Source organism: Azospirillum sp. Marseille-Q6669, assembly GCF_965111635.1.
The window spans coordinates 1,178,267-1,205,150 of sequence record NZ_CBCOOP010000001.1 but is presented as its reverse complement, the minus strand read 5'-3'; the positions used below and the strand labels follow the sequence as shown (position 1 = coordinate 1,205,150).

General features: G+C 68.1%; 30 protein-coding genes and 2 pseudogenes. 15 read left to right on the top strand and 17 right to left on the bottom strand.

Features of this window, described 5'->3' with window-relative positions; all coding sequences use genetic code 11:
* Positions 1-195: 195 nt before the first annotated feature.
* From ACWPXE_RS05150 to ACWPXE_RS05115, 8 genes are all read right to left on the bottom strand, one after another.
* Positions 196-1,191, bottom strand: coding sequence for an MDR family oxidoreductase (locus ACWPXE_RS05150; RefSeq protein WP_454016946.1), 996 nt, complete (start codon positions 1,189-1,191; stop codon positions 196-198).
* Positions 1,192-1,259: 68 nt separating this feature from the next.
* Complete coding sequence (locus ACWPXE_RS05145; RefSeq protein ID WP_454017903.1) at positions 1,260-2,864, bottom strand: AMP-binding protein; 1,605 nt, start codon at positions 2,862-2,864, stop codon at positions 1,260-1,262.
* A gap of 119 nt (positions 2,865-2,983) precedes the next feature.
* Entirely contained in the window at positions 2,984-4,240 is a 1,257-nt protein-coding gene (locus tag ACWPXE_RS05140; RefSeq protein WP_454016945.1) for an ABC transporter substrate-binding protein, read from the bottom strand.
* 55 nt (positions 4,241-4,295) lie between these two features.
* Positions 4,296-4,997, bottom strand: a complete 702-nt coding sequence (locus tag ACWPXE_RS05135) for an ABC transporter ATP-binding protein (protein WP_149167731.1) — start codon at positions 4,995-4,997, stop codon at positions 4,296-4,298.
* A complete protein-coding gene (locus ACWPXE_RS05130; protein WP_454016944.1) occupies positions 4,984-5,706 on the bottom strand; it encodes an ABC transporter ATP-binding protein in 723 nt (240 codons plus the stop codon). Before ACWPXE_RS05130 ends, ACWPXE_RS05135 begins: the two co-directional genes overlap by 14 nt.
* The gene (locus tag ACWPXE_RS05125; protein WP_454016943.1) at positions 5,699-6,751 is read right to left on the bottom strand and encodes a branched-chain amino acid ABC transporter permease; all 1,053 of its coding nucleotides are present in this window, start codon (positions 6,749-6,751) and stop codon (positions 5,699-5,701) included. Before ACWPXE_RS05125 ends, ACWPXE_RS05130 begins: the two co-directional genes overlap by 8 nt.
* 3 nt (positions 6,752-6,754) lie before the next feature.
* Positions 6,755-7,639, bottom strand: coding sequence for a branched-chain amino acid ABC transporter permease (locus ACWPXE_RS05120; RefSeq protein WP_014198513.1), 885 nt, complete (start codon positions 7,637-7,639; stop codon positions 6,755-6,757).
* Positions 7,640-7,643: 4 nt separating this feature from the next.
* Positions 7,644-8,513, bottom strand: a complete 870-nt coding sequence (locus ACWPXE_RS05115; protein WP_454016942.1) for a MaoC family dehydratase — start codon at positions 8,511-8,513, stop codon at positions 7,644-7,646.
* 212 nt (positions 8,514-8,725) lie between these two features.
* Here ACWPXE_RS05115 and ACWPXE_RS05110 point away from each other — a divergent pair, with 212 nt between their 5' ends.
* Positions 8,726-9,373: a TetR/AcrR family transcriptional regulator gene (locus tag ACWPXE_RS05110; protein ID WP_454016941.1), complete on the top strand. Its 648-nt coding sequence runs from the start codon at positions 8,726-8,728 to the stop codon at positions 9,371-9,373.
* 75 nt (positions 9,374-9,448) lie between these two features.
* On the opposite strand, the gene ACWPXE_RS05105 is transcribed toward ACWPXE_RS05110, so the two are convergent.
* On the bottom strand, positions 9,449-10,378 hold the full coding sequence (locus ACWPXE_RS05105) for a LysR family transcriptional regulator (protein ID WP_454016940.1): 930 nt from the start codon (positions 10,376-10,378) through the stop codon (positions 9,449-9,451).
* 124 nt (positions 10,379-10,502) lie between these two features.
* Here ACWPXE_RS05105 and ACWPXE_RS05100 point away from each other — a divergent pair, with 124 nt between their 5' ends.
* Together ACWPXE_RS05100 and ACWPXE_RS05095 are read left to right on the top strand one after the other, a co-directional pair.
* Positions 10,503-11,693 carry a serine hydrolase domain-containing protein gene (locus tag ACWPXE_RS05100; protein ID WP_454016939.1) on the top strand — a complete coding sequence of 397 codons (1,191 nt, stop codon included), beginning with the start codon at positions 10,503-10,505 and terminating at the stop codon, positions 11,691-11,693.
* Positions 11,694-11,808: 115 nt separating this feature from the next.
* Positions 11,809-13,020 carry an MFS transporter gene (locus tag ACWPXE_RS05095; RefSeq protein WP_454016938.1) on the top strand — a complete coding sequence of 404 codons (1,212 nt, stop codon included), beginning with the start codon at positions 11,809-11,811 and terminating at the stop codon, positions 13,018-13,020.
* A 43-nt stretch (positions 13,021-13,063) separates the two neighbouring features.
* On the opposite strand, the gene ACWPXE_RS05090 is transcribed toward ACWPXE_RS05095, so the two are convergent.
* The 4 genes from ACWPXE_RS05090 to ACWPXE_RS05075 are packed head-to-tail and all read right to left on the bottom strand — an operon-like array spanning position 13,064 to position 17,407.
* Entirely contained in the window at positions 13,064-14,668 is a 1,605-nt protein-coding gene (locus ACWPXE_RS05090; RefSeq protein WP_454016937.1) for a gamma-glutamyltransferase family protein, read from the bottom strand.
* A gap of 55 nt (positions 14,669-14,723) precedes the next feature.
* On the bottom strand, positions 14,724-15,761 hold the full coding sequence (locus tag ACWPXE_RS05085; RefSeq protein ID WP_454016936.1) for an ABC transporter substrate-binding protein: 1,038 nt from the start codon (positions 15,759-15,761) through the stop codon (positions 14,724-14,726).
* Positions 15,762-15,787: 26 nt separating this feature from the next.
* Entirely contained in the window at positions 15,788-16,561 is a 774-nt protein-coding gene (locus ACWPXE_RS05080; RefSeq protein ID WP_454016935.1) for an ABC transporter permease, read from the bottom strand.
* A 3-nt stretch (positions 16,562-16,564) separates the two neighbouring features.
* Complete coding sequence (locus ACWPXE_RS05075) at positions 16,565-17,407, bottom strand: ABC transporter ATP-binding protein (RefSeq protein WP_454016934.1); 843 nt, start codon at positions 17,405-17,407, stop codon at positions 16,565-16,567.
* A gap of 233 nt (positions 17,408-17,640) precedes the next feature.
* Here ACWPXE_RS05075 and ACWPXE_RS05070 point away from each other — a divergent pair, with 233 nt between their 5' ends.
* A complete protein-coding gene (locus ACWPXE_RS05070; protein ID WP_454016933.1) occupies positions 17,641-18,345 on the top strand; it encodes a GntR family transcriptional regulator in 705 nt (234 codons plus the stop codon).
* Positions 18,346-18,377: 32 nt separating this feature from the next.
* Here ACWPXE_RS05070 and ACWPXE_RS05065 read toward each other — a convergent pair whose 3' ends face one another.
* On the bottom strand, positions 18,378-18,776 hold the full coding sequence (locus ACWPXE_RS05065) for a nuclear transport factor 2-like protein (protein WP_014198525.1): 399 nt from the start codon (positions 18,774-18,776) through the stop codon (positions 18,378-18,380).
* Between the two features lie 16 nt (positions 18,777-18,792).
* Here ACWPXE_RS05065 and ACWPXE_RS05060 point away from each other — a divergent pair, with 16 nt between their 5' ends.
* Positions 18,793-20,103: an amidohydrolase family protein gene (locus ACWPXE_RS05060; protein ID WP_454016932.1), complete on the top strand. Its 1,311-nt coding sequence runs from the start codon at positions 18,793-18,795 to the stop codon at positions 20,101-20,103.
* A 144-nt stretch (positions 20,104-20,247) separates the two neighbouring features.
* On the opposite strand, the gene ACWPXE_RS05055 is transcribed toward ACWPXE_RS05060, so the two are convergent.
* On the bottom strand, positions 20,248-20,502 hold the full coding sequence (locus tag ACWPXE_RS05055; RefSeq protein WP_237906424.1) for a DUF4167 domain-containing protein: 255 nt from the start codon (positions 20,500-20,502) through the stop codon (positions 20,248-20,250).
* 61 nt (positions 20,503-20,563) lie between these two features.
* Positions 20,564-21,028: a hypothetical protein gene (locus ACWPXE_RS05050; RefSeq protein ID WP_454016931.1), complete on the bottom strand. Its 465-nt coding sequence runs from the start codon at positions 21,026-21,028 to the stop codon at positions 20,564-20,566.
* A 313-nt stretch (positions 21,029-21,341) separates the two neighbouring features.
* Here ACWPXE_RS05050 and ACWPXE_RS05045 point away from each other — a divergent pair, with 313 nt between their 5' ends.
* From ACWPXE_RS05045 to ACWPXE_RS05000, 10 genes and pseudogenes are all read left to right on the top strand, one after another.
* Positions 21,342-23,057, top strand: a complete 1,716-nt coding sequence (locus tag ACWPXE_RS05045; protein ID WP_454016930.1) for an Ig-like domain-containing protein — start codon at positions 21,342-21,344, stop codon at positions 23,055-23,057.
* Positions 23,027-23,293: pseudogene (locus ACWPXE_RS05040) on the top strand (calcium-binding protein); the annotation flags it as partial. The gene ACWPXE_RS05045 and the pseudogene ACWPXE_RS05040, both read left to right, overlap by 31 nt.
* Before the next feature lie 56 nt (positions 23,294-23,349).
* Positions 23,350-23,853: a calcium-binding protein gene (locus ACWPXE_RS05035; protein ID WP_454017902.1), complete on the top strand. Its 504-nt coding sequence runs from the start codon at positions 23,350-23,352 to the stop codon at positions 23,851-23,853.
* Positions 23,823-24,005: a hypothetical protein gene (locus ACWPXE_RS05030; protein WP_454016929.1), complete on the top strand. Its 183-nt coding sequence runs from the start codon at positions 23,823-23,825 to the stop codon at positions 24,003-24,005. Before ACWPXE_RS05035 ends, ACWPXE_RS05030 begins: the two co-directional genes overlap by 31 nt.
* Positions 23,963-24,709, top strand: a complete 747-nt coding sequence (locus ACWPXE_RS05025) for a calcium-binding protein (protein ID WP_454016928.1) — start codon at positions 23,963-23,965, stop codon at positions 24,707-24,709. Before ACWPXE_RS05030 ends, ACWPXE_RS05025 begins: the two co-directional genes overlap by 43 nt.
* Positions 24,688-25,035, top strand: a complete 348-nt coding sequence (locus ACWPXE_RS05020) for a hypothetical protein (RefSeq protein ID WP_454017901.1) — start codon at positions 24,688-24,690, stop codon at positions 25,033-25,035. The genes ACWPXE_RS05025 and ACWPXE_RS05020 overlap by 22 nt, the downstream gene beginning before the upstream one ends.
* Positions 24,987-25,106 (top strand): annotated as a pseudogene (locus tag ACWPXE_RS05015) (calcium-binding protein); the annotation flags it as partial. The gene ACWPXE_RS05020 and the pseudogene ACWPXE_RS05015, both read left to right, overlap by 49 nt.
* Positions 25,107-25,166: 60 nt before the next feature.
* Positions 25,167-25,910, top strand: a complete 744-nt coding sequence (locus ACWPXE_RS05010; protein WP_454017900.1) for a calcium-binding protein — start codon at positions 25,167-25,169, stop codon at positions 25,908-25,910.
* Positions 25,838-26,164 carry a hypothetical protein gene (locus ACWPXE_RS05005; RefSeq protein WP_454017899.1) on the top strand — a complete coding sequence of 109 codons (327 nt, stop codon included), beginning with the start codon at positions 25,838-25,840 and terminating at the stop codon, positions 26,162-26,164. The genes ACWPXE_RS05010 and ACWPXE_RS05005 overlap by 73 nt, the downstream gene beginning before the upstream one ends.
* Positions 26,152-26,424 carry a hypothetical protein gene (locus tag ACWPXE_RS05000; protein ID WP_454016927.1) on the top strand — a complete coding sequence of 91 codons (273 nt, stop codon included), beginning with the start codon at positions 26,152-26,154 and terminating at the stop codon, positions 26,422-26,424. Before ACWPXE_RS05005 ends, ACWPXE_RS05000 begins: the two co-directional genes overlap by 13 nt.
* A 142-nt stretch (positions 26,425-26,566) precedes the next feature.
* Here ACWPXE_RS05000 and ACWPXE_RS04995 read toward each other — a convergent pair whose 3' ends face one another.
* Positions 26,567-26,857 (bottom strand): hypothetical protein, encoded by a 291-nt coding sequence (locus ACWPXE_RS04995; protein WP_454016926.1) that lies wholly within the window; start codon positions 26,855-26,857, stop codon positions 26,567-26,569.
* Between the last annotated feature and the right edge of the window lie 27 nt (positions 26,858-26,884).

Genomic DNA, 26,884 nt, shown 5'->3' with positions numbered 1-26,884 from the left:
TGGTTCACTGCAACCGCGCGCCAGGATCGGCGACCAGAATGCTGGGCGGTTGTAGAGCAGCATCCGATGGGCGATTTCTCTCGTGTCATGCCGCTCGATGGCCGAGCGCGAGGGGGTGCCTGATCTGAGTCTCTGGCCGGTGGGTGGCGGCCACCCGGAGCGGAAGGGTGGCCGCCACGAGGAGGGGCTGCCTCCTCAGCCGCGAACGTCGATGACGACGCGGCCGCGGATTTGACCGGCCAGGATCCGGCTTGCCAGATCCGGCAGCGCCTGGAATGGCTGCACCTCATACATCGTCTTCAGCAGGCCACTGTCCAAATCGCGGGCCAGCCGTGTCCAGGCGGCGTTCCGACGCTCCTGCGGGGCCATGACGGAATCAACTCCCAACAGCGCCACGCTGCGCAGGATGTGCGGCAGGACCGTTCCCGGCAGATCGGAGGAGCCGGCCAAACCGCAAGCGGCGATGGCACCGCCCCAGACCGTCTGCGACAGCGCGTTGACCAGCGTCTGCCCGCCCACCGAGTCGACGCCGCCGGCCCAGCGCTCCTTCTGCAAGGGGGCACCCTTCTCCTGGAGGGCGGTGCGGTCGATGAATCCGCTGGCGCCGAGGCTGCGCAGATAATCGTGAGTCTCCGGCCGGCCGGTTGAGGCCACCACCGGACAGCCGCGCTTGGCGAGCAGCGCCACCGCGACCGAACCGACACCGCCGGCGGCCCCGGTGACCAGAACCTCCTTGCCGCCCGGCTGGATCGCGCCCCATGCCTCCAGGGCATCGACGCAGAGCGCCGCTGTGTAGCCGGCGGTGCCGATTCCCATCGCCTCTTCCAGCGAGAAGGCGTTCGGCAAGCGGGTCAGCCACTCGGGTTTCAGACGCTGGAAACGGGTGTAGCCGCCCCAGTGCGTTTCCGACAGGCCCCAGCCGTTGGTCACCACCTTGTCGCCGGGCTTCCAGGCGGAGGAGCGGGATTCGACCACCGTGCCGGCCAGATCGATGCCGGCAACCATCGGCAGCTTGCGGGCGATGCGCCCCTTGCCGCTGACCGCGAGCCCATCCTTGTAGTTGACGGTGGAATAGGCGACCTCGACCAGAACGTCGTTGTCCGGCAGGTCGGCGAGGGTGAGTTGCTTGAAGCCGCCCTTGGGCTTGCCGCCCACGTCTTCGATCACAAAGGCATTGAAAGTTTCGGCCATGGTTGGGTCCTTGTTTTGCGGCGACAGGAATTGTTGCGGGAATTGTTTAATTCCGGAGGCAGTGCGCGTCAGCCGCCTGCGGAGAACGTCAGCTGCGCCCGCTCCTTCAGCTTGCCACGCTGGATTTTCTCTCCGTTGGGGCTCATCGCCGTCGGGAACTGGTCCACCACGACGAAACGCGCCGGAATCTTGAAATCGGCCAGCGCCGCGCCGACACGCTCGCGCAGGGCGGCCTCGTCGAGAACGGCGCCCTCGCGCAGGCGCAGGAAGGCCACCGGCTTGTTGCCGCGCTCCGTCGCCGCTTCGACGACCACGGCGGTCTCCACGCTGCCGTCGCGTTGCAGCACCGCCTCGATCTCCGCCGGATCGACGAGGAAGCCGCCGAGGCGGAGGACGTCGCCGCTGCGGCCTTTGAAGATGAAGCCGCCATCCACCCGCATCGTCGCCAGATCGCCGGTGATGAAGAAGCCGTCCTCAGTGAAGGCGGCCCGGGTTGCTTCGGGATTGCCGAAATACGCGGAGAACAGCGTGTCCGACGCGATCTCCAGGCTGCCGATCCCGCCCGGCGGCAGGACGCGCCCGGTGGCGGTGTCGCGCACCCGGACCCGCGCCTTGGGATTGACCGGATGGCCACCGGACAGCTTGCGCAGGCCGATCGGGGCGTTCGGGGCCTGTCGTGAGAAGAACGAAAAGATCTCGCTCATCCCGAAACCGTTGGTCATTGGCACGCCGCGCCACTCCGCCTCTTCCGGGAACAGGGCCAGGGTCGGGTTGAAGGAGGCGATCAGGCAGTCGCGCAGGGACGGAAACGGCTTGTCCTCCGGGCAGACTTCGAGCAGGCGCTTGAAGAGGTCGTCCGGTCCGTTCAGGTGGGTGATCGACCGTGACCGGATCAGGTCGCGGGCTTCCTCCGGCTCGAACAGGCTCATCAGCGTGACAGACGCGGCGCCGGCCAGGGTGGCGGCGAATTGCGAGAAGCCGAACACGCCGCAGAACGGGATGGCTTGCAGGAGATGGGCGTCGGCGGCGTCATAGCCGAAGGCGGCGGCCACCTGCGCGGCGTGGTGGGCGACGGCGCCCTGGCGGTGCAGGGCGAATTTGGGAAGACCGGTGGTGCCCGAGGTCGGGAAGATGATGCAGGGCAGCTCCGGTGCTGCGGCGCTTTCCCCAGGCGTTTCGGCCAGCAGGCCGCGGTGATGGACTACCCGCACATCGGGCAGCGGGAAGCCGGACCGCCCATCGTCTTCGCACAGGACCGCCAGACGCAGCGACGCCATCGCGGCGGGGTCGAGTTCGCCCAGCATGGTCAGGAACGGGATGTTCTTGAAGCCGGGCCAGACGACGATGGCCGACGCGCCGGTGCGGCTGACAATGGATTCGACCTCGGCCCGGCGGAAACGGGTGTTTACCGAGACGGCGATGGCGCCGATGTGCAGGCAGGCGAAGAACAGGTCGAGATACGGGATGCCGTTCGGCAGCCAGAAGGCGACCCGGTCGCCCGGACCGACGCCAAGCCCCCGGAGCGCCGACGCGCAGCGCAGGCTGCGGTCCAGCAGATCCCCGTAGGACAGGGAGTGCTCGTTCCATCGGATGCGTGCACCGGGCGCCGTCGCGGCGGCGTGGCGCAACTGGTCGATGGGGGTGACGGTGAAGGGGGAGGCCATGTGCGTCATCACGGTCCTGTCGGCATCCGATAAGCCGTTGGAAAGAAGGAGGGGTGGGGAGGGAAGGCGTCCCCTTCTTCCCAGGAGGGGAGAAGGGGACACCCCGTCGGGCCGATGGCCCGGCGCCGTTACCGGTCGCTCCACTTGGGCAGGGGAACCTTGCGCATCTCGGCGTTGGCGGCGCTCTGCGGCCAGACGACCTGCAGCTTGCCGTCCTGCCACTGCATGACCGAGATCAGCGCCCGGCTGTTCTGCCCCGCTTCCTTCTCGCCGATCTGGTTCAGCTTCACCCCGGCGCCGGTCAGCAGGCTGCCGTCCGGCAGATCGGTGGCGTAGGCGGCCTTGCGCAGCGCCGCCAGATCGGTCGAGCCCGCGCGCGGGATGACGTCCGTGAACAGCGTCCAGAAGCCGCCGAAGGCGATCAGGCCCAGCGGACCCGGATCGCGCTTCTCCTTGGCGCGGAAGCCTTCGATGAACTCCGCGTACAGCTTCTGCGTCGCCTCCGGCAGGTTGGAGACGTTCGGCGAGGCCGGGGCGTCCACGTCGAAGATGCCGTCGGCGCTGGCGCCCGTCGCGGCGAGGAAGTCGGGCAGGGCGTAGCCGGTGCCGATGCCGATCATGACCGGAATGTGGAGGTCCAGTTCACGGACCTGGCGCCAGAACAGGGCGGCGTCGTTCAGGTAGGAGGTCGCGATGACCGCGTCGGGCTTGGCGGCCTTCAGGCTGAGCACCAGGGACGACAGGTCGTTCACGGTGCGGCTGTAGCGCTCGTTGGCGACCAGCTGCATGCCGAGAGTCTTGGTCTGGTTCGCCGCCGCGTCGCCGACCGACTGGCCGAACTCCGAATCCTCGGAGATCACGGCGATGCGCAGATCCTTCGGTTCCTTGCCCAGCTTGCCGGCGATGTCCTTGGCGAAGTCCGCCGCCGTCTGGCCCATCATCGACGCGTTGAAGGTCAGGCGGATGGTGTTCTTGTACTTGCGCTGGGTGATCTTGTCGGCGACGGCGATGGTCTCCCAATACAGGGCGCCTTCGCGCTCCGCCACCTCGCTGGCGGCCAGGGCCAGCGAACTGGCGTAGCTGCCGGCGATCACCGGCACCTTCTCGCGCACGATCAACCGGGTCGCCTCGGCGTTGGCGGCGGTCGGGGCCGGCGCGTCGGCGACGGCGTAGGTCACCGGACGGCCGAGCACGCCGCCGCGCTTGTTGATCATGTCGCGGGCGACCTCGGCGGCCTGATAGGCCTCGTTGCCGATCAGCGCCATCGGGCCGGACAGCGGGAACAGGACGCCGATCTTCAGCGGATCGGCGGCCTGGGACGGGACCGCGGCACCGGCCGCAGCCGCGGCGATGGCCGCCGCGGCGAGGATGGATTTCAAGCTCATGATGGTTTTTCCTCCCATTGTGTTTTGTATCGTCGCGCCGTTGCCCGCCCGCGGATCAGCCGCCGAGATAGGCTTCCTTCAGGCGCGGGTCGGTCAGCAGGTCGGCGGCCGGGCCGGACAGGACGATGTGGCCGTTCTCCAGCACATAGCCCCGGTCCGACATGGCGAGCGAATGCTTCACGTTCTGTTCGACCAGCAGGATGGTGATGCCGGTCTCCTTGATGCTGCGCACCAGCTTGAAGACGACGTCGACCATGATCGGGGCGAGACCCAGCGTCGGCTCGTCGAACATGATGGCGCGCGGCTTGGCCATCAGCGCACGGCCGATGGCGCACATCTGCTGCTCGCCGCCGCTCATCGACCCGGCGAGCTGGCCCGAGCGCTCCCGCAGCCGGGGCATCAGGTCGAAGACCTTCTCCAGACTCTCCGCGCGGTGGGCGCGGGCGTGCGGAGCGAAGGCGCCAAGTTCCAGATTCTCCCGCACCGTCATGAAGGGGAACAGCCGCCGGCCCTCCGGCACCTGGACCAGTCCGTGCCGGGCGATCGCGTGCGGCGGCAGGGAACCGATGTCCTGGTCAAAGAAGGACACCCGTCCGTACCGTTCGACCGTCCCGGAAATGGCGTTCAGCAGCGTGGTCTTTCCCGCCGCGTTGGCGCCGACGACGGAAACCACCTCGCCTTCCCGGACGTCGAGGTCGATTCCATGGAGCGTTTGGATCTCGCCATAGAAGGCATCGAGCTTTCTAACCGTGAGCACCGAAGTCCTCCCCCAGATAGGCTTGGATCACCGCCTTGTCGTTCAGCACGTCGGCCGGCAGCCCCTCGGCCAGCTTGCTGCCGTGGTTCATGACCACGATCCGGTCACTGACTGCCGTGATGACGCGCATCAGATGTTCGATGATCAGGATGCTGACGCCGTGCGCGCGGATGGCCTCGATCAGCAGGATGGCCTTCTCCACCTCGGACGGGTTGAGGCCCGCCATGACCTCGTCCAGCAGCAGCACCTTCGGCCGGGTCGCCAGCGCGCGGGAGATTTCCAGGCGCTTGCGGCCGGGCAGCGGCAGGCTCGCGGCCGGCACGTCGCGGCGGTCGGCCAGCCCGGTCAGGACCAGCGCCTCCTCGGCGATGCGGCGGGCCTCGGCGATGTTGTGCGTCTGGTTGATCGCGCCGACCACCACGTTGTCGAGCACCGACAGCCCGCCGAACGGCTTCACGATCTGATAGGTGCGGGCCAGCCCGGCGCGGCAGACCTGATGCGCCTTCAGGCCGGTGATGCTCCTGCCCTCCAGCAGCACCTGCCCCTCCGTCGGCGGAAAAGCCCCGGCGATGCAGTTGAACAGCGTGGTCTTGCCGGCCCCGTTGGGACCGATCAGGCCGACGATCTCGCCCTTGTTGATGGTGAGATGGACGTCGTTGACGGCGCGGAGGCCGCCGAACTGCTTGCTGATGCCCCGGACTTCAAGCATGGCGGCTCTCCTCGCGGACCGGACGGCGACGGGTGGACCCGCCGAACGCCCCGCGCAGGCGCCGGGCGGTGGCGCGCGGCGCGCGGATGGCGCTCATCAGGCCCTGCGGCATGGCGATGACCATCACGATGAGGAGCGCGCCGTAGACGAGCAGGTACAGGCCCTGAAGGCTGCCGGCGAACTCCGCGCGGAGATACTCGCTGAGCGGAACGATGAGCACCGCGCCCAGGACGGGGCCGAGCGGCGTGCCCATGCCGCCGATGATGGCAATCAGCGCGATCTCCACCGAGAAGCCGATGCTGAGCACGGTGGACGGTTCGATCAGCAGGATGTAGTTGGCGTAGAGCGTGCCGGCGATGGCGCTGAGGAAGGCCGACAGACCGATTGAGAACAGCTTGGCCCGCACGGTGTCGACGCCCAGCGCCTCGGCCGCCTCCTCGTTCTCGCGCATGGCCGCCAGGGCGTAGCCGATCCAGGAGCGTTCCAGCACGTAGGTGATGAGAAGCACGACCAGAAGGGCCGCCATCATGATGTAGACGTACCAGAGCCGGTCGGAAAACATCATGTTGGCGAAGCTCGGGTCGAACGGCAGGGACAGACCTTCCGCCCCGCCGGTGAAGGAGCGCCAGTTGACGATGGCGATGCGCAGCACCTCGGCGAAGGCGATGGAGGCCAGCGCGAAGAACGGCCCCTGAAGGCGCAGGGTCAGCGCGCCAATCAGCGTCGCGAAGGCCACGGCCGCGGCCGCCCCGACGAACATGCCGATCCAGGGCGACAGGCCGAAATGCATGTAGAGCAGTGTCGATCCGTAGGCGCCGAGCCCGAAGAACGCGGCATGGCCAAGCGAGAACTGCCCGGCATAGCCGCCGGCGATGTTCCAGGCGGCGGCTGCCAGCGCCCAGAACAGGACCTTCCAGAGGAAGTGCAGCGTGTAGGAATCGGCGGCGATCAACGGCAGCGCCACCAGGACCGCGACCATCGCCAGGGACAGCAGCAGGCCCTTGCGGGTCGGCCGGTAGGGAGCCAGGAGGGACGTCAGCGTCATGGGTCAGGCCCCCAGCTTTTCGGAGCCGCGCTGACCGAACAGCCCGGCGGGGCGGAGCAGAAGCACGGCCAGGAAGACGAGAAAGTAAGCCATCTGGCGCATCTCGGAACCGATGAAGAAACCGCTCAACGTCTCGATCAGACCGATCGCCAGGCCGCCGATCAGGGCGCCCGCGATGCTGCCCAGACCGCCGAGCACGACCACCACGAAGGCGATCAGCACGAGGTTGATGCCGACCGTTGGATAAACCGGGAACATCGGCGCCAGCAGGGCGCCGGTCAGCCCGGCGCAGGCGGTGCCGAGACCGAAGGTGAACAGGTCGATCCCCTTCACGTCGATGCTCATCAGCGACGCCGACCGCCGGTCCTGCGCGACCGCGCGCATCGCCTTGCCGGTGTAGGAGGTTTTCAGGAACAGATAGATGACGGCGACCACCGCCATCGCGACCGCGAAGGCGATCAGCAGCGGCGCCGGCAGGGCGATGTCGCCGATCCGCAGCACCTTGCCGGCGAACACCGACGCGGTGGTGCGGAAATCGCCGCCGAAGATCATCAGCGTGACGTTCTGCAGGACCAGCCCCAGCCCGACGGTGGCGAAGATCTGCGCCACCTGCGGCGCCCCCTGGATCGGCCGGATGATCGCCCAGGACAGGAACAGGCCGAACAGGAACATCAGCGGCGTGACGATCAGCAGGACAAGGTAGGAGTCGAGACCGCTCCAGCTGTTCAGCACATAGGTCAGGTACATGCCGACCATGACGAAGTCGCCATGGGCGAAGTTCTTGATGCGGGAGACGCCGAAGATCAGCGTCAGACCGATCGAGATCAGCGCGTAAATGCCGCCAAGCAGGAGGCCGGACACCACGAGCTGGACGATGATGGCCGACATGGCGTCATCCCCCTGCCGGAGTCTGTGATGACGCCGGGTCGTAGGACAGCGACCTTACCCGCATGTCCGCCGTGACCTTGCCCTCGTCGTTGCGGCTCTGCGCCATCTCCAGGGCACCGTCGGCGGAGCGGCGGACCCAGAGGCTGGCGTGGGAGTCCCAGAAGACCGGGCGCAGGTAACGCACCTCGACGTCGAAGGCGGCCGGCGGGCGCTCGTCCGCCAGAACGGACAACAGCCAGACCGCCGACATGATTCCCTGGGCCAGCGGGGCGCGGAAACCATGGCGACGCGCGAACTCCTCGTCGAAGTGGATGTCGTTGCCGACGTCCTGGGAGAAGACACGGACCTTGTCGGGCGTCACCTGCTTCTCGCGCAGCAGGGTCCAGCCATCAGCCGGGAAATCCTCCCGTCGCGGCATTCGCGGCGCGTCGCCGGACGTCTGCGGCGTCCGTCCCGGCGGATCGGCGAGGAGGCCGGTCAGTTCGGTCTCGATGCAGACGCGGCCTTCGCCGTCGGTCAGGTGGTAGAGTTCGGTGACGCTGTGGCCCTTTTTCACCCGGTGCAGGTCGCGGACCCAGCCGGTCACGGTCAGCGGTTCCCCGACCCTGGACGGCCGGATCTGGCGATAGACCTGCGAAAAGAACACGTAGCCGTCGATGTCGAGGCCGCTGGCGACCATCGAGTCGAAGCAGTCCAGCCCGAACAGGCCGGCTTCGTACCGGTCGCCGTAAAGGGCGGGATCGACGTCGGCTGCGGTCAGGCGTTCCGCCTGATAGGCCGCGGAATGGGCGACGCTTCGCGACGGGTATTTGAATCCCGGCGGCGCCCAGCGCGCACGCTCGGCACGCGGCGACCTGTTCGTCGCGTTGTCCATGCTCTCCCCCCAATCCCGATTCATGATTGTTGGGTCAATAATCAGATTCGCGGATCGACGTGTCAACTCTTAAGACGGCTTTTCAACTTGAAAGTCGAATCGACGCCCCGGGGGTTGATCGGGGCTTGATCGGAACGCCCGGTTGTGTTCCAACGGAAAGACGCTGGTGGAGCGGGTCACGGTACATCGCGAAGGCTGAGGCAACGGACGACATGGCACGCTGGAACAAATCTGTCCTCAACCCTGAGCAGCAAAGAAGCCTCAAGCTTGAGGTGCTTTATAAAGTTGCCGCCGCGGCCTTCCGTCGAAACGGCTATCATGGAACATCCTTGGTCGATATTGCCGACATACTTGGAGTATCCAAGGCCACGCTCTATTATTACGTCAAGAACAAGCAGGATTTGCTTTTCCAATGCCATCTTGCCGCAGCCGACCAAGCGCTGGAGACCATCTGCACCGACCCGTCACTCAACGGTCTTGAGCGGTTGCGGCGCAGCCTCGTCGCTTACGTTATCTCGATCATCGGCGAGGACAGCTTCAGCGTCGTCATCCTGGAGGAGCGGTCGCTCAGCGACGAACAGTTGCGGGTGGTGATCGAGAAGCGCGATGCCTTCGAGCGCCGCTTGCAGGACGTCGTGCGCGCCGGGGTGACGGATGGCAGCATCCTGCGCTGCGATCCGAAATTCGCCGTCTTCTCCGTCCTGGGGGCCGCAAACTGGGTGACGAAATGGCATCGGCCCGAGGGGGCCTGGACCATCGACGAGATCGCGCAGGCGTCGGCGGCTCTCCTGTGCCGCGGGCTGGCGGCCGAGCCGGTGCCCGGCTACCCGAGCAATCGGCTGTACGGAGACCAACCGTAACGCTTTGAGCGGAATCGACCGTCGGCCGACGATGATCGAGGCCCCGCACGAGGCCGCTTCGGCAACGCCGAGCCCTCAGCTCCGGAGCTGGTCTTCGGGCCTGGGCACCTTGCTCCTCGTCGTCGGGAACACCCTGGCGCAGAGGAAGTCCACCAGCGCCCGAACCTTCGGCGAGGGGTGCTTGCTTGCCGGCCACAGCACGTGGAAGAGGCCGGTGCGTTCCACATGATCGGTCAGGATCGGCACCAGCCGTCCATCGGCCAAGGGCTCGCGGATGGCGAAGTCCGGCAGGAAGGCGATTCCCAGCCCTTGCAGCGCGAAGCACACGCGCGTCTCGATGTTGTTGCAGATCATCGAGGTGGGCAGTTGCAGTTCAGGCTCGCCGGGGGGGTGCCGCAACGCCCAGACCTCCAGCTTGCCGCTGTTGGGAAAGCGGTAGTGCAGGCAGGTTTGCTGCAGAAGATCGGCGGGGGTTTGCGGTACGCCCCGCCGCGCCAGGTAATCCGGCGAGGCGACCAGATGCATCTGGAAGCTGCCAAGCCGACGTGCCGACAGCCGTGAGTCGGCCGGCTCGCCCGTGCGCACCACGGCGTCGAAGCCCTCCTCGATGACATCCACCATGCGGTCGGTGAAATCCAGGTCCAGTTCTATCGCGGGATAGGCGCGCATGAACTCGCCGAGCACCGGCAGCATCAGCGAGCTGACCAGCGGCAGGCTCACCCGCAGGCGACCGCGCGGCGCGGCCGTGAGCTGCGACAACTCCAGTTCCGCGGCTTCGATCTCGGCCAGGATGCGACGGCTGCGCTCCAGGAACAGCGTGCCCTCGGCCGTCAACGTGACGCTGCGCGTGCTGCGATGGAACAGCCGCACGCCCAGCTTCTCTTCCAGCCGCGCCACGCTTTTGCCCACAGCCGAGGCCGACACGCCCAGCAGCCGGCCGGCGGCGACGAAGCTGCGGGTCTCGGCGACCTGCACGAAAACCACGAAGCCGTTCAGGCTGTCCATGATCGGCATCCCCTGGGTGATTGCGGACTGTTTATTCCGCACAACAAGGAAATGTAGCCTACTTTTTCTTTAATCGAGAGATTTCTATCGTCGTGGCATTGCCGATCGCATCGAGGCACCAGCCATGACGAACTCGCCATCTCCTCTGCATCACGCTGCTCCGTCCACCCATCTCTCCACCCGCATCCAGGCCGTCGTCCAGCAGGCCGTGGACGACCGGAGACTGGTCGGTGCCGTTGTTCTGGTCGCCCGTGACGGCGAACTGATCCACCAGCAGGCCGCTGGACTGGCCGACCGCGAAAGCGCGCGGCCGCTGACCGTCGGGACGGTGTTCCGGCTGGCTTCGGTGAGCAAGCCCATCGTCGCCACCGCCGCGCTGGTCCTGGTGGCGCAGGGGCGGCTCGACCTGGACAGCGGTATCGACACTTGGTTGCCCGAGTTCCGCCCCGCGCTGGCCGATGGCCGCCCGGCGCGCATCACGGTGCGGCAGTTGCTCAGCCACACGGCCGGTCTCGGTTACCGCTTCCTCGAGACGGACGCAAACGGCCCTTACGCTCTGGCAGGCGTGTCGGATGGCATGGATGCGTCCGGCATCACCCTCGCGGAAAATCTGCGTCGGCTCGCCAGCGTGCCGCTGCTGTACGAGCCGGGCACGGCTTGGGGCTATTCACTGGCAACCGATGTGCTGGGCGCGCTGATCGCGCGAGTCGACGGCACGCCGCTGGACGAGGCCGTGACGCGGCTGGTGACCGGCCCGCTTGGCATGACCGAAACCGGCTTCACCGTCCGCGATCCCCGTCGTGTGGCCACCGCCTATGTGAACGATGCGCCGCAGCCGCACCGGCTGGCTGAGGGCGAAACGGTTTCGCCCTTCGAGGGCGCCGTCGGCATTGCCTACAGCCCGGCCCGCATCTTCGACACATCGGCTTTCCCGTCGGGTGGCGCCGGCATGGCGGGCACCGCCGGGGACTTTCTGCGCCTGCTGGAAACCTTGCGCCAGGGCGGCGGCGCGCTGTTGCCCGGTGACCTGATCGGGGAAATGGGGCGAGACCAGACCGGCGGGATGGACCTGCCCAATGCCCCGGGCTTCGGCTTCGGCTTGGGCTTCTCGGTGCTGCGCGACCCTCGGCTTGCCGCATCGCCGGAATCGCCGGGGACCTGGCGGTGGGGCGGCGCCTATGGCCATGCCTGGTTCGTGGATCGGGCGTGGGGGCTGAGCGTGGTCGCCTTCACCAACACGCTGTACGAAGGCATGTCCGGCCGCTTCGTTACGGATCTGCGCGACGCGGTCTACGGCGCGCTGGAGGATCGGTGATGACGGCGACACCCGCAAGGATGGCTGCCATCGTGTTTCGCGGCGGCATCACCGGCAAGGAGATCGTCGCGCGGTCCGTCGAGGACGCGGAACGCCGCATGCGGGGGGCTGGACAATGAGGGCCGCCGGCACCGACCGCCTGCCGCTGGCGTCCCTGCTGGCGCTGGCGATGGCGGCCTTCATCACCATCCTGACCGAAGCGCTGCCAGCCGGACTGCTGTCGCAGATGGCGCAGGGTCTGGCGGTGTCCGAGGCCTGGGTCGGCCAGACGGTCACGATCTACGCCATCGGGTCTCTGTTGGCGGCGATTCCGCTGACTGTGGCCACGCAGGGCCTGCGCCGTCGCCCGTTGCTGTTGACCGCCATCGCGGGCTTCGTCGTCGCCAACACCGTCACGACGCTTTCCGGCAGCTACGCGCTGACAATGGTGGCGCGCTTCCTGGCGGGAGTGTCGGCCGGGCTGCTGTGGGCGCTGCTGGCCGGCTATGCCGCGCGCATGGTGCCCGAGCGGCAGAAGGGGCGCGCCATCGCCATCGCGATGGTCGGCACGCCGTTGGCGCTGTCGCTGGGCGTGCCGGCCGGCACCTTCCTCGGCAGCCTGCTGGGGTGGCGGACGTGCTTCGGCCTCATGAGCGCCCTGGCGCTGCTGCTCATGGTGTGGGTGCGCGTGACGGTGCCGGATTTTGCCGGGCAGAGGATGGGCGAGCGGCTTTCGCTGGGGCGTGTCTTCACCCTGGCCGGCGTGCGTCCGGTGCTGTTCGCGGTGCTGGCCTTCGTGTTGGCGCACAACATCCTCTACACCTACATCGCACCGTTCCTGGCGGCGGCGGGCATGGCCGAGCGCACGGATCTGGTGCTGCTGGTGTTCGGCGTCGCCTCGCTGCTGGGCATCTGGATCATCGGCGTGTTGATCGACCGCCATCTGCGCGCGCTCACGCTCGCCAGCACGGCCGTGTTCGCCCTGTCCGCGCTGGCGCTCGGGACGGCGGGTGAGGTGCCGGCCGTGGTGTTCGTGGCGGTGGCCGCCTGGGGCTCGGCCTTCGGCGGTGTGGCGACCTTGTTCCAGACGGCGCTGGCAAAGACGGCGGGAAACGCCGCGGACATCGCGCAGTCCATGCTGGTCACCACTTGGAACACGGCGATCGCCGGTGGCGGAATCGTTGGAGGCGTGTTGCTCGGATGGCTGGGCGTCGGTGCGTTCGCGCCAACCCTGCTGGTGTTGCTGGCGGCGACGCTGGTGGTGGTGCGGGCGGCTCGGCAGCATGGCTTTCCCGCCCCGGCCGGTGCGGCTGACAACCCGGTGCGGCTCAGTTCCGGACGGTGCTGACTGTCCGGATGGGCCGGTCCGGGCCGGTCCCGTCCGCCATCGGTCAAGCGGACCTGGACGATGAAATGACCGCGGCGTTGCAGGGCGAATGCTCTCGGGCTCGAAGCGCGTTGCCTTCGCCGCGCGGATCATGGGTGCCGGACACGGTGCCTCCATCGGCGAGGCGGAGGACCCCGGCTTGGCCGAAGATCGGCGACAGGGCGGGAAGGGGTGCCACCTCATGCCCCAGGGCGGCGAGGTTTCCCATCGCGGCCTCGCCCAGGGACGCCTCGATCTTGAGGCTGTCACGGCTGTCGGAGAAGGTCCTTCCCAGAAGGAAGCGGGGCTGGGCAAGCGCCTCCTCAGGCGTCATGCCGTAGTCGATCAAACCGGTGAGCAGCACGGCAAGGGTCTGCGGCTGGCCGTCCGCACCCTGGGTGCCGTAGAGAAGATGAGGCTTCCCGTTTTTGAGGGCGATGCCGGGGTTCAGGGTGTAGAAGGGCCGCTTGCCGGGTTTGATCGCGTTGCGGTCGCCGGGAACGGTCGAGAATGCCGCGCCGCGATTCTGCCAGAGGACGCCGGTATCGCCGACCAGGACACCGCTGCCCCAGTCGAAATAGGTGCTCTGCAGAACACTCGCGCAGCGTCCCTGCTCGTCGGTTGCGGCGAAGAAAACCGTGTCGCCATGGCGGTAGGGATGCGGCCAGGGCAGGGCGCGTGCCGGTTCGATGGCCGAGGCTTTGCCGGCCAGACGCCACGGGTCGAGAAAGTCCCAGGGCAGCGGCTCGGAACCGTCGGGATCGGCGATGAGCGGCCGGTCCAGAAAGGCCTGCTTCACCGCCTCGACCAGCAGGTGATAGCGGAGCGGGCTTGTGGGGGGCAGGGCCGCCAGGTCGAAGTGGGAGAGAACGCCCATGATCGCCAGCGTGGAAAGTCCCTGCGTCGGCGCAGGCGGGGCCAGCAGGGTCAGCCCGCGATAGTCCAAGCCGACGGGGGCCTCCTCCCGCGTCCGGGTCGCCGCCAGATCCGCGGCGCCGAGGGGGGAGCCCGCGGCGGCCAGTCCCTCGGCCAGTTGCCGTCCGAGCCGCCCGTCATAAAAGGACCGGCAACCGTCCTCGGCCAGCAGGGAGAGGCTGCGGGCGAGACCGGGCTGCGTGAAGAGGTCGCCGGGGACGGCGTCGAAATGATCCGCGAAGCCTTCCCAGTGCGGGATCTCGTCACGCCGGAAATCGAACCAGAACTGTTGCGAGCGGCTGGGGACGTAGCCGTCCCGGGCCTGGGCAATGGCGGGGGCGAGGAGGTCGGCGAAGGGTTGAGTGCCGCCCCATTGTTCGGCGCTGTAGGCAAGCGCTCGCCCCCAGCTGTCGACCGCGCAGGCCGAGGTGACGGTCGAGGCGGGGCCGCGCAGGGGGATCGCAGCCTCATAGGCTGGAAACTGGCCCGCCGCCTGCCCGATGCCGAGGAAACAGCGTTGCCGCCCCTGCCGGTCCGCCACCAGCCAGATGGCGTCGCCGCCGATCCCGCAGAAATGCGGCATGACGACGGACAGGCTGGCGGCGATGGCAACCGCCGCTTCGATGGCGGTGCCGCCCCTCGCCAGAACGGCGGCCCCGGCCTCGGATGCCAGGGGGTGCGGGCTGGTGACCATTCCCGGCCGGGCGACGTTCATCTCTTTCCCCATGCGTGAAGCCCGGCCGCAGTTCCGGCCGGGCTTCGTCCTGCGATCAGTCGGCCTTGTAGGCGAGCTTGCGGTCGGCCGCCGGCGGCAGGAACTGGCGGGTGAAGACCTGCTCCGGCTTGGGCGTGGCCGTCAGCTGGTAGCCTTCGACCATGATGCCGATCGAGCGGGCGAGGCGCGCGTCGTCCACGTCGCCAAGGCCGATCCGGTCGACTTCGGGCGACAGGATGAGTTGCTCGTAGGAGAACTTCATGCGGGCGCGCTCAAGCTCTTCCTTGGCCAGATTGTCGTAGGCAAGGACCGCCTTCACCCCGGCCTCGGCGTCCGCGCCGATCTCCACCGCCGCCTTGTTGACCGCGCGGACGAGGCCGGCCACGGCGTCCGGGTTCTCCTTGATCAGCTTCTGGGAGACCATCATGCCGTTGGAATAGAGGTCGAGGCCGAACTCGCCGAACAGCAGCCAGTTGTAGTCCTTGGCGGGGTCCTGGCGGTTGTTGATCAGGTTGAACCAGCTGGTGATGTTGAAGACCAGGGCGCCGTCGATGTCGCCCTTGATCAGCATCGGCTCCTGCAGGTTCGGTCCCATGTTCTCGATGGCGACCTTGGTCATGTCGACCTTGTTGAGCGTGCCGAGCACGGTGACGAGGCGGGTGGTCGGGGTGCCCTGGGCGCCGCCCAGCTTCTTGCCGACGAGATCGGCGGGCTTGGTGATGTTGGTCGTCTTCTTCGAGACGATCGCGAAGGGCGGCTTGTTCCAGAGCTGATAGACCATGATCGGCACCTCGCCGGGGCGGGTCGCCGCGTTCTGGATGATCGCGTTGATGTCGCCGAAGCCGGCGTCATAGGCTCCCGACATGATGCGGGTCACAGTGGCCGCCGACCCTTCGCCCTGGTCGATGGTGACGTTCAGCCCTTCGGCCTTGAAGTAACCCTTCTGCTGCGCCAGCAGGAAGGGAGCGTCGGAGCCCTGGGTCTTCCAGCCGAGCGTGAACTTGATGTTGGTTTCGGCCAATGCCGGCCCGCTCAGGCCCGGCCCACTCAGACAAAGGCCGAGCGCAAGCGTCGAGAGAAGCTTTTTCAACATGGTAGGCTCCGTTTCGGGATGAAGGGTCAGGCGGAAGCAAAGCCCTGGCGACGGGTGGCCCAGCCGGTGACGCGCGCCTCGACCAGCGAGAAGGCGACGTAGAGCAGGATGCCGAGGGCGGCGAGCAGGAAGAGGCCGGCAAAGACCAGCGGCACGTCGAAGTTCGAGGAGGCCGTCATCATCACGTTGCCGATGCCCTTGTTGGAGGCGACGGTTTCGGACAGCACGCTGCCGACGAAGGCGAAGGTGACGGCGATCTTCAGCGAGGCGAAGAAGAAGGGCATGGTGCGGGGCAGCCCGACGTTCCAGAGGATGTCGAGCTTGCTGGCGCCGAGCGACTTGAGGACGTCCTCCAATTCCGGCTCGGTGGTGGCGAGGCCGGTCGCGATGTTGACGACGATCGGGAAGAAGCACATCGCGAGCGCGGTGAGGATGGCCGGCGTCGCGCCCGATCCGAACCACAGCACGAAGATCGGCACCACCGCGACCTTGGGGATCGAGGAGAAGCCGATCAGCAGGGGATAGACCGTGTCGTAAGCGGTGCGGGAGACGCCGACGGCCGCCCCGATGACCACCCCGACGGTCACGCCCAGGACGAAGCCGATCATCGTGGTCCAGAGGGTCTGCAGCACATGGGGCCACAGGATGCCGAGGCGGTCGACCAGCGTCGCGAACACCTGGCTCGGGCGGGGGAGGACCAGATCGGAGACCTGAAGGGCGAGGCAGAGGATTTCCCACGTCGCGAAGAAGCCGAGGATGAGGATGCCGGCCCAGAGGCGGCGGCGCAGTTCGTAGCTCATGGCTCAGGCTCCGCGGATGGCGGTGTCGGTGCGCGCGTCGATGATGAGGTCGCGCAGCCGCTGGTTGAGGGCGACGAACTCGGAATCGAAGGTCATCTGGATCGTGCGCGGGCGGGGGAAGTCGACGGCGCTGTCGTCGATGATGCGGCCGGGCCGGGCGCTCATCACGCAGACGCGCGAGGCGAGGAAGCCCGCCTCCTTCAGGTCGTGGGTGATGAGCAGGACGGTGGGTTTGCGCTTCAGCCACAGGGATTGCATCGTCCCCCACAGCTCCTCGCGCGTGAATTGGTCGAGCGCGCCGAACGGCTCGTCGAGCAGCAGCAGGCTCGGTTCATGGATGAGGGCGCGGCAGAGGTTCGCGCGCTGCAGCATCCCGCCCGACAGCTGCCAGGGGTAATGGCCGGCGAACTTGTCGAGCCCGACATCGGCCAGCAGGGCGTGCACCCGGTCGCGGTATTCCGTCTTGCGCTTGGCGCGGTAGTCGGAGCGGAAGGGCCGCACGATCTTGAGCGGCAGCATCACGTTCCGCTCGATGGTCAGCCAGGGCAGCATGGTCGGATTCTGGAAGGCCATGCCGATGCGCAAGGCCTTGGCCGCCACCTCGCGCCCGCCGACGAGGACGGCCCCCCGGGTCGGCTGCAGCAGGCCGGCCGTCAGCCGCAGGATCGTGGACTTCCCGCAGCCCGACGGGCCGACCAGGGCGACAAACTCGCCATCGGCGATCCGAAGGTTCGTCTCCTGCAGGGCTGCGAACGACTTGCCCGGCGCGCCGAACGAAACGGCGGCCTGGGAAAGCTCGACGGCGATGGCGGAACGGCCTTGCTGGATGGCTTGGGATGGGGACATGCGGCGCACCTCGTGACGGACTGGTAAACTGTATGCAACAGGTGCGCCAGTTTCCGGAGCGCGCTGCGCGCCACGTCGGGGGTGACCAGCTTTTGGCGAGGAAAAGTGTGTACAATCACTGCATGCATTTGATTTGTGCAGGGTGAAGAGGCTGTTGCATTCAAATGCGGCACTTGGCGAGTTGAATTCCCGCCTGAGCTCCCTTATGCAGAGTGGGTCAGGAGAGGGCGGTGATGGTCGAGGAAAAGCGTTCGAGGAAAACCGGAGGCGACCGTGTCGCGGTGATCTGCACGGCCTTGCGGCGCGCGATCATCGAGCGGGCGCTCTCGCCGGGGGACCGGCTGCCGGAGGATTCGCTGGGCGAACGCTTCGGCGTCAGCCGGACCATCGCCCGCAGCGCGCTCGGGCAGTTGGCGGCGGAAGGCCTTGTCGATCTGCGCCGGAACCGCATCGCCGTGGTCGCCGTGCCGTCCTTCGAGGATGCGCGGGACATCTTCGACATCCGGGTCGATCTCGAACGTCAGGTCGTCCGGCATCTGGCCGGCAAGCTGACCGAGGCCCAGGCGAAGCAGTTGAAGGCCATCGTCGACGCCGAACATCAGGCCCGGCATGGCGCCGAGGGGATTTCGATCCGTCTGGCGACGGAATTCCATGTCCGACTGGCGGAAATGACCGGCAAACCCGTTCTGATCCGCTATGTGACGGAGATCTGCTACCGCGCGGGACTGTCGCTGGCGGTTTTCAGCCGGCCCCATTCGTCCGAATGCGCGGTGAATGAGCATCTGGAACTGATCGAGGCGATCCGGACCGGCCCCACGGACAAGGCCTGCGCCCTCATGGACGAGCATTTGGAGGCCGTGGCCGCCCGCGCGCTTCTGCAAAGCTCGGGCGCCAAGAGCCGCGACCTCATGGATATCCTGGCGCCCTACACCGAATAAGGGCGCCAGGCATTCAGGTCAGGGCATTCAGGTCAGCGGGCGCAGGAAGGGTCGAGAATCCACTCGGCGCTGTCGTTCCAGACATCGGTTTCGACGATCAGCCCGTCCCGCACCACGAAACGGTCGACGTAGCGGTTGTTGTCGAAGGGCGTGCCGTCCGGCCAAGCGCCGTACAGGTAGCCGAGGCTGTAGACGATGGTTTCCGTCTCGCCCGGCACCACGTCGTAGCGCTCGATCCGCTTCTTCACCCATTTGTAGCGGGCGGCGTTGAAGCCGGTCGGCCCGCTCGGCGTATCAAAAACGCGGTGCCCGGTGAAGCGGCAGATGAAACCCGGGGCCACATGCTTCGCCGCGCGCACGGGATCGGGGGCCATGGAGGCATCCAGATAATCCTTCACGGCCTGCAGATCGCGTTCGGTCATCTCGCTCATTGGGAACTCCACAAGTGTGCTCGGTCTGGCATTGAAAGTGCATACTGTTTATGCATGCAAATGTCACGCCGGATCTGAGATGACGCAGAACCAGATTTTCGACCTTCTCTTGCGCAACGCCCGCCTGAGGGGAGGGCAAGGCCTGCAGGATATCGCGGTCAGGCAGGGACGGATCGCCGCCATCGGCCCTGCCTTGGCCGGTACCGCCGTCGTCGAGGCCGTTGTCGAGGAGGATGCCGGCGGGCGTCTCGTCCTGCCGGGGCTGGTCGATACGCACATCCATCTCGACAAGTCCTGCCTGCTCTGCCGGTGCCGCGATGCCGGCGGCGGACTCAAGGGGGCAATCGCCGCGGTGTCCCGCCTGAAAAGGGAGTTCACGATCGAGGATGTCTATCAGCGCGGTGCCCGCACCCTGGAGCGCGCGATCACGCAGGGCACCATGTTCATGCGGACCCATGTGGAACTCGATCCGCAGGTCGGCCTGCGCAGTTTCGAGGCCATGAAGCGGCTCAAGCGGGATTATGCCTTCGCCATCGATCTGTCGATCTGCGTCTTCCCGCAGGAGGGGATGACCCATGATCCGGCGGTCGAACGGTTGCTGACCCAGGCCTTGGCGGAGGGGGCCGATCTCCTGGGCGGCTGTCCTTACACCGATGCCGATCCCTCCCTGCACATGGAACGGATCTTCGCCCTGGCGGTGGCGCACGACGTCGATCTCGATTTCCATCTGGATTTCGATCTCGATCCCAGCTGGTCCCACCTTGAGGAAATCTGCCGGCGGACGATGGCGGCGGGCTGGCAGGGGCGGGTCGCCGTCGGTCATGCCACCAAGCTCGCGGCCATCGATGATGCGGCGCTGGAGCGGATGATCGCGCTCCTGGCCGATGCCGGCGTGGGGGTGACGGCCTTGCCCGCGACCGATCTTTATCTCAACGGGCGCGATGCCAACCACCGCGCCCCGCGCGGGGTGGCGCCGGTTCATCGGCTGGCGGAGGGCGGCGTTGCCGTCTCGGTCGCGACCAACAATGTCCTGAACCCCTTCACGCCCTTTGGCGACGGCTCGCTGATCCGGATGGGCAATCTCTATGCGAACCTCATGCATCTGGGGCCTGAAAGCTTCGGCGGCTGCCTCGATTTGATCTCCAACGGGGCCGCCCGGCTGATGCGGATCGCGGACTATGGCGTCGCGGTTGGCGGACAGGCGGACATGATCGTGCTCGACGCCAACGACGAGACCGACGCCTTCGGCGGAATAGCCGTGCCGCTCATGGGGTTCAAGCGCGGCCGCAAGAGCTTCGTTCGACCGGCCGCGACGCTGCTGAGGTAGCGGGCTCCCCCGCTGTCCGCGGTCGGGGATCGGAGCGTGCCGAGTTCCGTTGCGCGGGCAGCGAGCCGCTCCGGGCTTGCCGGAGGCCATTTGGCCTGAGCCACGCCGCCACGGACCGATCGTGATCGGTGGGGCGGCGGAGCCTCAGGGATCGTTGCGGCCGTGGGCCACACGGAACCAGTGCTCCGCATGCTGGCGACAGGTTTCGGCTTCGACGGAATCGCCGGATCGCTCGGCATCGCTAGCGCGGGCGAGCCATTGTTGGTGCTTCTGCTCGGCGGAGCCGTTGACCTTCTGGTGTGCTCGCGCAGGGGCTCCCTGCGTGGCTTGCCGTTGGGCTGCTTTTCCGAACCGTGGCTGCCGACGGGCTCGATCGCCCACCGGATTGTCGAAAGGCATGAACGTAGATCCTTGGGTGGTCGGTGGACCGCGATCGGAAGCGAAGGATCATTCCCAAACGCTAATCCTGGCGTTCCTTCGTCAGGCCGGAAAAAGCCCGGAAAGCCTCGGTCACATCATTCATGACCTGCGGGAAGAACGCAACGCGGCCGGCAAGCGGACCGTCATTGATGGGTGTGGGGCGGGGGAGCAGACGCGGCAACGGAGGCGGCTTGCCGGGGTCCCGCTCGTCGGCACGGGGAGGCTCGTAGAAATGCAGGGCGAGTTGACCGTCGGGTTCGGCGGCGTAGGGAAGGCCGGGCTCGGTCCGGCGTTCCGCACCGGGAAGGACATACTGATCGCCCTGGGCGGTCCTTTCCGTCAGCGGCATCCAAGACACCCTTTCGCCGGTTGAAGCCTCGCTCAACCTATCAGGTTTCAGCCAATTCGCTCCAGCGAATACGGCGGATTGTCGAGCGCAGAAAGCGCTGAAGGGCCGCGTCGCCGACTTCACGCCGGCGGTGCCGACCGCCTCCACCACCGTCATGCGACACAACATCTCACGGAAGCGTTACGATATTCCCGTATCAGTAGAATTTAAATATCTTGACGCAAGCATTTATCGCATAAAAATCTAATAAGCGTGGTGAACGATGACATTTCGCATAAGTTTTTCATGCAAAAGTAGGCTTTTTGTGAGGCGAGGCGTTCGGCTTCCCCATCCGGGTAGCCCGCCGCCGCAGGCCCATCGTCCGTCGGCAAACCCCGCTCGCGCCCGCCGATGACGGCGTGCCCGTCCGCCTGATCCCATTGCCAACCAATCGACCAAACCGGGCCGAACACCCGGAAAGGGGACGCTGATGACCGACACGACCACCCCTGCCGCCAACGCAGTCATCAACGGTGACTGGCGGACCGAAACCCTTTTGGGCGGGGCCGGGCACGACACGATAGCGAGCGGCGGCGGTGGCGGCTTCATCGACGGCGGGGCCGGGAACGACGTTCTGACGGGCAACTGGGGGGACGACAGCATCCTGGGCGGAGCCGGAAACGACCGCATCGACGGCGGGGAGAACAACGACACCCTCGACGGGGGCAGCGGCGACGACACCATCTACGGCGGCGGCGGCATGGACCGCGTCACCGCGGGCGAGGGCGACGACACGGTGTACGGCGACGGCGGCGTCGACCGGGTGGACGGCGGTGACGGCAACGACGTTCTGTACGGTGGCGACGGCGACGACACGGTGCTGGGCGGCGCCGGGAACGACCGGATGGGCGAGGGCGGCGGTTATTGGAACAACGATCTTTACGACGGTGGTGACGGCGACGACACGCTGGACGGCGGCTATGGCAGCGACACGCTGCTGGGTGGAGCCGGCAACGACAGCCTGACCGTCGGCAACGATTACAACGGCGACCGGCTCGACGGCGGTGCGGGCGACGACACGCTGACCGGTGGGATGGGCGCCGACACGCTCGTCGGCGGCGACGGCGGCGACCTTGTCCAGGGCGGCGGTGGCGACGATCTGGCGATCCAGAGCCTGTCCACCCAGACCCGCGCCGACACGCTGGACGGCGGCGCGGGAAGCGACCGGCTGCGGGTCGAACTGACCCCGGCCCAGATCACCGGAGCGGTCGCGGGCGAACTCGTCCGCCTGCGCGACTTCATCCGGCAGCATGGCAACGACGGCCAGACCTTCACCAGCGAGGCGCTCAAGCTCGCCGCCCGCAACTGGAACACGCTGGAGGTGCTGGTGGACGGCGTGGCCGCCGACGTGGGCAGCCTATCCGGCCGGGCCAACAGCGCCCCGGTGGTGAGCGACCAGACCCTGGCCGGCACGGAGGACACCGTCCTGACCGGCAGCGTCGGCGCGGTGGACGCCGACAATGACGCGCTGAGTTACGCCATCGCCGAGGGGCCGGCCCACGGCATCCTCAACCTGACCGCCGGGGGCCTCTTCACCTACACGCCCGGCGCCAATTACGCGGGCACCGACCTGTTCCGCATCACCGTGTCGGACGGGCGGGGCGGCGGGGCGACCCAGACCGTCACCGTCACCCTGGCCGAGGTCAACGATGCCCCGACCGGCGCGACGCTGGCCGGCGGGCGCGTGGACGAGGCCGCGCCGGCGGGCACGGTGGTTGGCACCGTGCAGGCCGCCGATCCAGAGGGCGGGGCGCTCGCCTACAGCCTGATCGACGACGCCGGCGGCCGCTTCACCATCGACGCGGCCACGGGGCGGATCGCCGTGGCGGAGAGCGCCAGCCTCGATGCCGGTGCGGCCCCCGCCCATGCCGTCACGGTGCGGGTCACCGATGACGGCGGCCTCAGCACGGACACGGTGCTGTACATCGACGTGACGGACGGCCGGAACGAGGCCGCGGCCGACGAGAACGGCCTCCCGGCCTCGGTGGAACTGGCCGCGGAGGCGGGGAGGCCCGGGACGGCAGCGGCGTCGCCATCGGCGGCAGTTGGCAGGCCGAAACCTTGTCCGGGGGCGGTGGGGACGACACCCTGTCCAGCGGCGGCGGGGGCGGCGCCGTGCATGGCGGCGCCGGCGACGACGTGGTGACTGGCGACTGGGGCGACGACAGCCTGGACGGCGGGTCCGGCAACGACACCCTGACTGGCGGCAGCCAGTCCGACGTGCTGTCCGGCGGGTCCGGAGACGATTTGCTGGACGGCGGCAGCGAGAACGACACGCTCTACGGCGGCTCCGGCAACGACACGCTGATCGGCGACAGCAACGAAGACGTTCTGTATGGCGGGCTGGGCGACGACCTTCTGGACGGCGGCACCAACGCCAACACGCTCTATGGCGGGGCGGGCGACGACACGCTGCTGGGGGCGGCAACGAGGACCTTCTGGACGGCGGCAGCGGCGATGACCGCATCATCACGGGAACCGGCAACGACAGCATCCGCGGCGGCGCCGGCAGCGACTGGATCGACTCCGGAGAGAACGACGACACCATCGACGCGGGCAGCGGAAACGACCTCGTCCTTGCGGGCGGCGGCGCGGACCGCATCACCGCGGGCGATGGCGACGACACGGTCTATAGCGACGGCGGCGGCGACCATGTGGACGGCGGCGACGGCAACGACGTTCTGTATGGCGGCGAGGGCGACGACACGCTGCTGGGCGGCGCCGGGAACGACCGGCTGGGCGAGGGCGGCTCCTACTGGAGCAACGACCGCTACGACGGTGGGGATGGCGACGACACGCTGGAGGGCGGCTTCGGCAGCGACACGCTGATCGGAGGGCGGGCAACGACAGCCTCAGAGTCGGCGACGACTACAACGGCGACCTTCTGGACGGGGGTGACGGCGACGACACGTTGGTCGGCGGAATGGGCGACGACACGCTGACCGGCGGCGACGGCGACGACGTTCTGACCGGCGGCGGCGGGCACAACGTCCTGATCGGTGGCGACGGTATCGACACCGTCGATTTCGGGGCGGGCTCGGACCTATCGCCGTGGACCTCTCCAACGGGGGCGTGCAGCACGGCGGCTGGATGAGCGAAAGCCTGTCCGGGATCGAGAATGTCCGGGGTGGGGCCGGCAACGACACGCTGATCGGCGACGCGGGCGACAACCAGTTCTCCGGCGGGGCCGGCGACGACAGCCTGGACGGAGCCGCCGGGAACGACAGCCTGGAGGGCGGCGCCGGGGCCGACACGCTGATCGGCGGCGAGGGCACCGATACCGTCGCCTACAGCGGATCGGCCAGCGGCGTCACGGTCGATCTGGCCGCAAGCACCGGGGCCGGCGGCGACGCCGAGGGGGACCGGATCAGCGGGGTCGAGGACATCATCGGCTCCAGCCACGACGACCGCCTGACGGGCGACGGCGGCGCCAACCGCATTGACGGTGCGGCGGGTGACGACACGCTGGACGGCGGGGCTGGGGCGGACACGCTGATCGGTGGCGAGGGCGCCGATACCGCGGACTATTCGGCCTCTCCGGAGGCGGTGACCGTCGATCTCGACGCCGGAACGGGCCATGGCGGCGATGCGGAGGGGGACATCCTGACCGGCATCGAGAACGTCATCGGCTCCGCCTTCGGCGACCGTCTGACTGGCAACGGCGGCGGCAACCGGCTCGACGGTGGTGCCGACGACGACACGCTGGCCGGTGGCGCCGGGCGGACACGCTGGTCGGCGGCGAGGGCACCGACACCGCGGATTATTCGGCCTCGGCGGTGGCGGTCACCGTCAACCTGACGACCGGGCTTGGCAGCGGCGGCAACGCGCAGGGCGACCGGCTGAGCGGGATCGAAAACTTGCTCGGCTCGGACGGCAACGACCGGCTGACGGGCGACGCCGGAGGCAACCGGATCGACGGGCGGGCGGGCAACGACACCCTGGCCGGCCTGGGCGGGGCCGACACGCTGATCGGCGGGGCTGGAACCGACACCGCGGATTACTCGGCCTCGACCGCCGCGGTGACCGTCGATCTCGCCACCGGGACCGGCCTGGGCGGCGATGCGGAGGGGATGTTCTGGCCGGCATCGAGAACGTCACCGGTTCCAGCCGCAACGATCGGCTGACGGGCGACGGCGGGGCCAACCGGCTCGACGGCGCTGCGGGAGACGACACGCTGGTCGGTGGTGCGGGCGCCGACACTCTGGTCGGCGGTGCGGGCACCGACACCGCGGACTATTCCGCCTCCACCGCCGGGGTGACGGTCAGTCTGGCGAGCGGCACGGGAACCGGCGGCGATGCGCAGGGTGATCGGCTGTCGGGGATCGAGAATCTGCTCGGCTCCGGCGGCAACGACCGGCTGACCGGCGACGCCAACCGCAACCGCCTGGACGGGCAGGACGGCAACGACACGCTGGCCGGCCTGGGCGGGGCCGACACGCTGATCGGCGGGGAGGGCACCGACACCGCGGAATACCTAGCCTCGGCCAACGGGGTCACCGTCGATCTGTCGACCGGCCTGGGGATCGGCGGCGACGCTGAAGGTGACCGTCTGACCGGCATCGAGAACCTGACCGGCTCCAACCAAGCCGACCGCCTGACCGGCGACGGCGGGGACAACCGCCTCGACGGTGCGGCGGGCGACGACACGCTGATCGGCGGCGAGGGTGCCGACACGCTGGTCGGCGGGGCGGGCATCGACACTGCCGAATATTCCGCCTCCGCCGACGCGGTGGTCGTGGACCTCGCGGCCGGCACCGGCAGCGGCGGCACCGCCGAGGGCGACCAGTTGAGCGGGGTCGAGAACCTGATCGGCTCGGCCTTCGACGACCGGTTGACCGGTGACGGCCTGGACAACGTTCTGAAGGGCGGGGCGGGCGCCGACACGCTGGAGGGCGGCGGCGGGGCCGACACCGCGGACTATTCCGGATCGGATGCGGGGGTTACGGTCGATCTCGTCACCGGGATTGGCCTGGGGGCGACGCCGAAGGCGACCGCCTGACCGGCATCGAGAACCTGTCGGGTTCCGGCCACGCCGACCTTCTGATCGGCGACGGCGGGGCCAACCGGCTGGACGGTGCGGCGGGCGACGACACGCTGATCGGCGGGGCCGGAGCCGACACGCTGGTCGGCGGCGCGGGCATCGACACCGCGGACTATTCCGCCTCCGCCGCCGGGGTGACGGTCGATCTCGCGGCGGGCACCGGCAGCGGTGCCGACGCGGAGGGGATCGTCTGTCCGGCGTGGAAAGGGTGATCGCCACCGGGCAGGCCGACAGCCTGACCGGCGACGGCGCGGACAATTACCTCGACGGCCGGGGCGGGGCCGACGCGCTGGCGGGCGGGGCCGGCAACGACACGCTGCGGGTTCTGGACGAGGGCTTCGTCTCGGTGGACGGCGGTTCGGGCGACGACACGCTGCGGTTCGAGGGCAGCCGGCTGATGCTGCTGGGCACCGCCGTGAACGTGCACGGGATCGAGCGGTTCGACCTGACCGCCGAGGGCATCAGACGCTGATCTTCAACGAGCAGGGCGTCCGGGCCAACGCGGGCGGCGCGCCGCTCTACGTCACCGGCGACCGCGATGACTTCGTGACCTTCAAGGAGTCGGGCTGGCGGCGGGTCGGCACGCTGACCGAGGATGGTGTCCTCTACAACAGCTACCGCCGCGGCGACAGTGTGGTGAACGTCCAGGACGGCGTCCGCATGTTCGGCGACCTCGTGCTGACCGGCACGCCGGGCGACGACGTGATCACCGCGCCATCCGGCGCCGGCCATGTCGTTGTCTTCGGCGAGGGCGGGAACGACATCGTCCGGCTGGGGCGGGTTTCCGGCATGAAATCGCGCATCTGGTGCGCATCGACGACGACCTGCACATCCTGTTCGACGCGGGCGGCGGCCCGGCGGGCGAGGACGGCTACGCCCGCGACCGCGTCACCATCATGGAACATTTCGCCGCTAACGGCGCGGCGGGGCGG

Coding starts and splice junctions, on each gene's coding strand:
- ACWPXE_RS05115 (WP_454016942.1), bottom strand. CDS start 8,513: ATGGACAACGCGACGAACAGGTCGCCGCGTGCCGAGCGTGCGCGCTGG.
- ACWPXE_RS05145 (WP_454017903.1), bottom strand. CDS start 2,864: ATGACGCACATGGCCTCCCCCTTCACCGTCACCCCCATCGACCAGTTG.
- ACWPXE_RS05075 (WP_454016934.1), bottom strand. CDS start 17,407: ATGTCCCCATCCCAAGCCATCCAGCAAGGCCGTTCCGCCATCGCCGTC.
- ACWPXE_RS05120 (WP_014198513.1), bottom strand. CDS start 7,639: ATGTCGGCCATCATCGTCCAGCTCGTGGTGTCCGGCCTCCTGCTTGGC.
- ACWPXE_RS05095 (WP_454016938.1), top strand. CDS start 11,809: ATGAGGGCCGCCGGCACCGACCGCCTGCCGCTGGCGTCCCTGCTGGCG.
- ACWPXE_RS05050 (WP_454016931.1), bottom strand. CDS start 21,028: ATGACGGTGGTGGAGGCGGTCGGCACCGCCGGCGTGAAGTCGGCGACG.
- ACWPXE_RS05070 (WP_454016933.1), top strand. CDS start 17,641: ATGGTCGAGGAAAAGCGTTCGAGGAAAACCGGAGGCGACCGTGTCGCG.
- ACWPXE_RS05105 (WP_454016940.1), bottom strand. CDS start 10,378: ATGGACAGCCTGAACGGCTTCGTGGTTTTCGTGCAGGTCGCCGAGACC.
- ACWPXE_RS05100 (WP_454016939.1), top strand. CDS start 10,503: ATGACGAACTCGCCATCTCCTCTGCATCACGCTGCTCCGTCCACCCAT.
- ACWPXE_RS05085 (WP_454016936.1), bottom strand. CDS start 15,761: ATGTTGAAAAAGCTTCTCTCGACGCTTGCGCTCGGCCTTTGTCTGAGT.
- ACWPXE_RS05150 (WP_454016946.1), bottom strand. CDS start 1,191: ATGGCCGAAACTTTCAATGCCTTTGTGATCGAAGACGTGGGCGGCAAG.
- ACWPXE_RS05055 (WP_237906424.1), bottom strand. CDS start 20,502: ATGCCTTTCGACAATCCGGTGGGCGATCGAGCCCGTCGGCAGCCACGG.
- ACWPXE_RS05125 (WP_454016943.1), bottom strand. CDS start 6,751: ATGACGCTGACGTCCCTCCTGGCTCCCTACCGGCCGACCCGCAAGGGC.
- ACWPXE_RS05140 (WP_454016945.1), bottom strand. CDS start 4,240: ATGAGCTTGAAATCCATCCTCGCCGCGGCGGCCATCGCCGCGGCTGCG.
- ACWPXE_RS05080 (WP_454016935.1), bottom strand. CDS start 16,561: ATGAGCTACGAACTGCGCCGCCGCCTCTGGGCCGGCATCCTCATCCTC.
- ACWPXE_RS05130 (WP_454016944.1), bottom strand. CDS start 5,706: ATGCTTGAAGTCCGGGGCATCAGCAAGCAGTTCGGCGGCCTCCGCGCC.
- ACWPXE_RS04995 (WP_454016926.1), bottom strand. CDS start 26,857: ATGTTCCATGATGGTGACGCGGTCGCGGGCGTAGCCGTCCTCGCCCGC.
- ACWPXE_RS05090 (WP_454016937.1), bottom strand. CDS start 14,668: ATGAACGTCGCCCGGCCGGGAATGGTCACCAGCCCGCACCCCCTGGCA.
- ACWPXE_RS05065 (WP_014198525.1), bottom strand. CDS start 18,776: ATGAGCGAGATGACCGAACGCGATCTGCAGGCCGTGAAGGATTATCTG.
- ACWPXE_RS05110 (WP_454016941.1), top strand. CDS start 8,726: ATGGCACGCTGGAACAAATCTGTCCTCAACCCTGAGCAGCAAAGAAGC.
- ACWPXE_RS05045 (WP_454016930.1), top strand. CDS start 21,342: ATGACCGACACGACCACCCCTGCCGCCAACGCAGTCATCAACGGTGAC.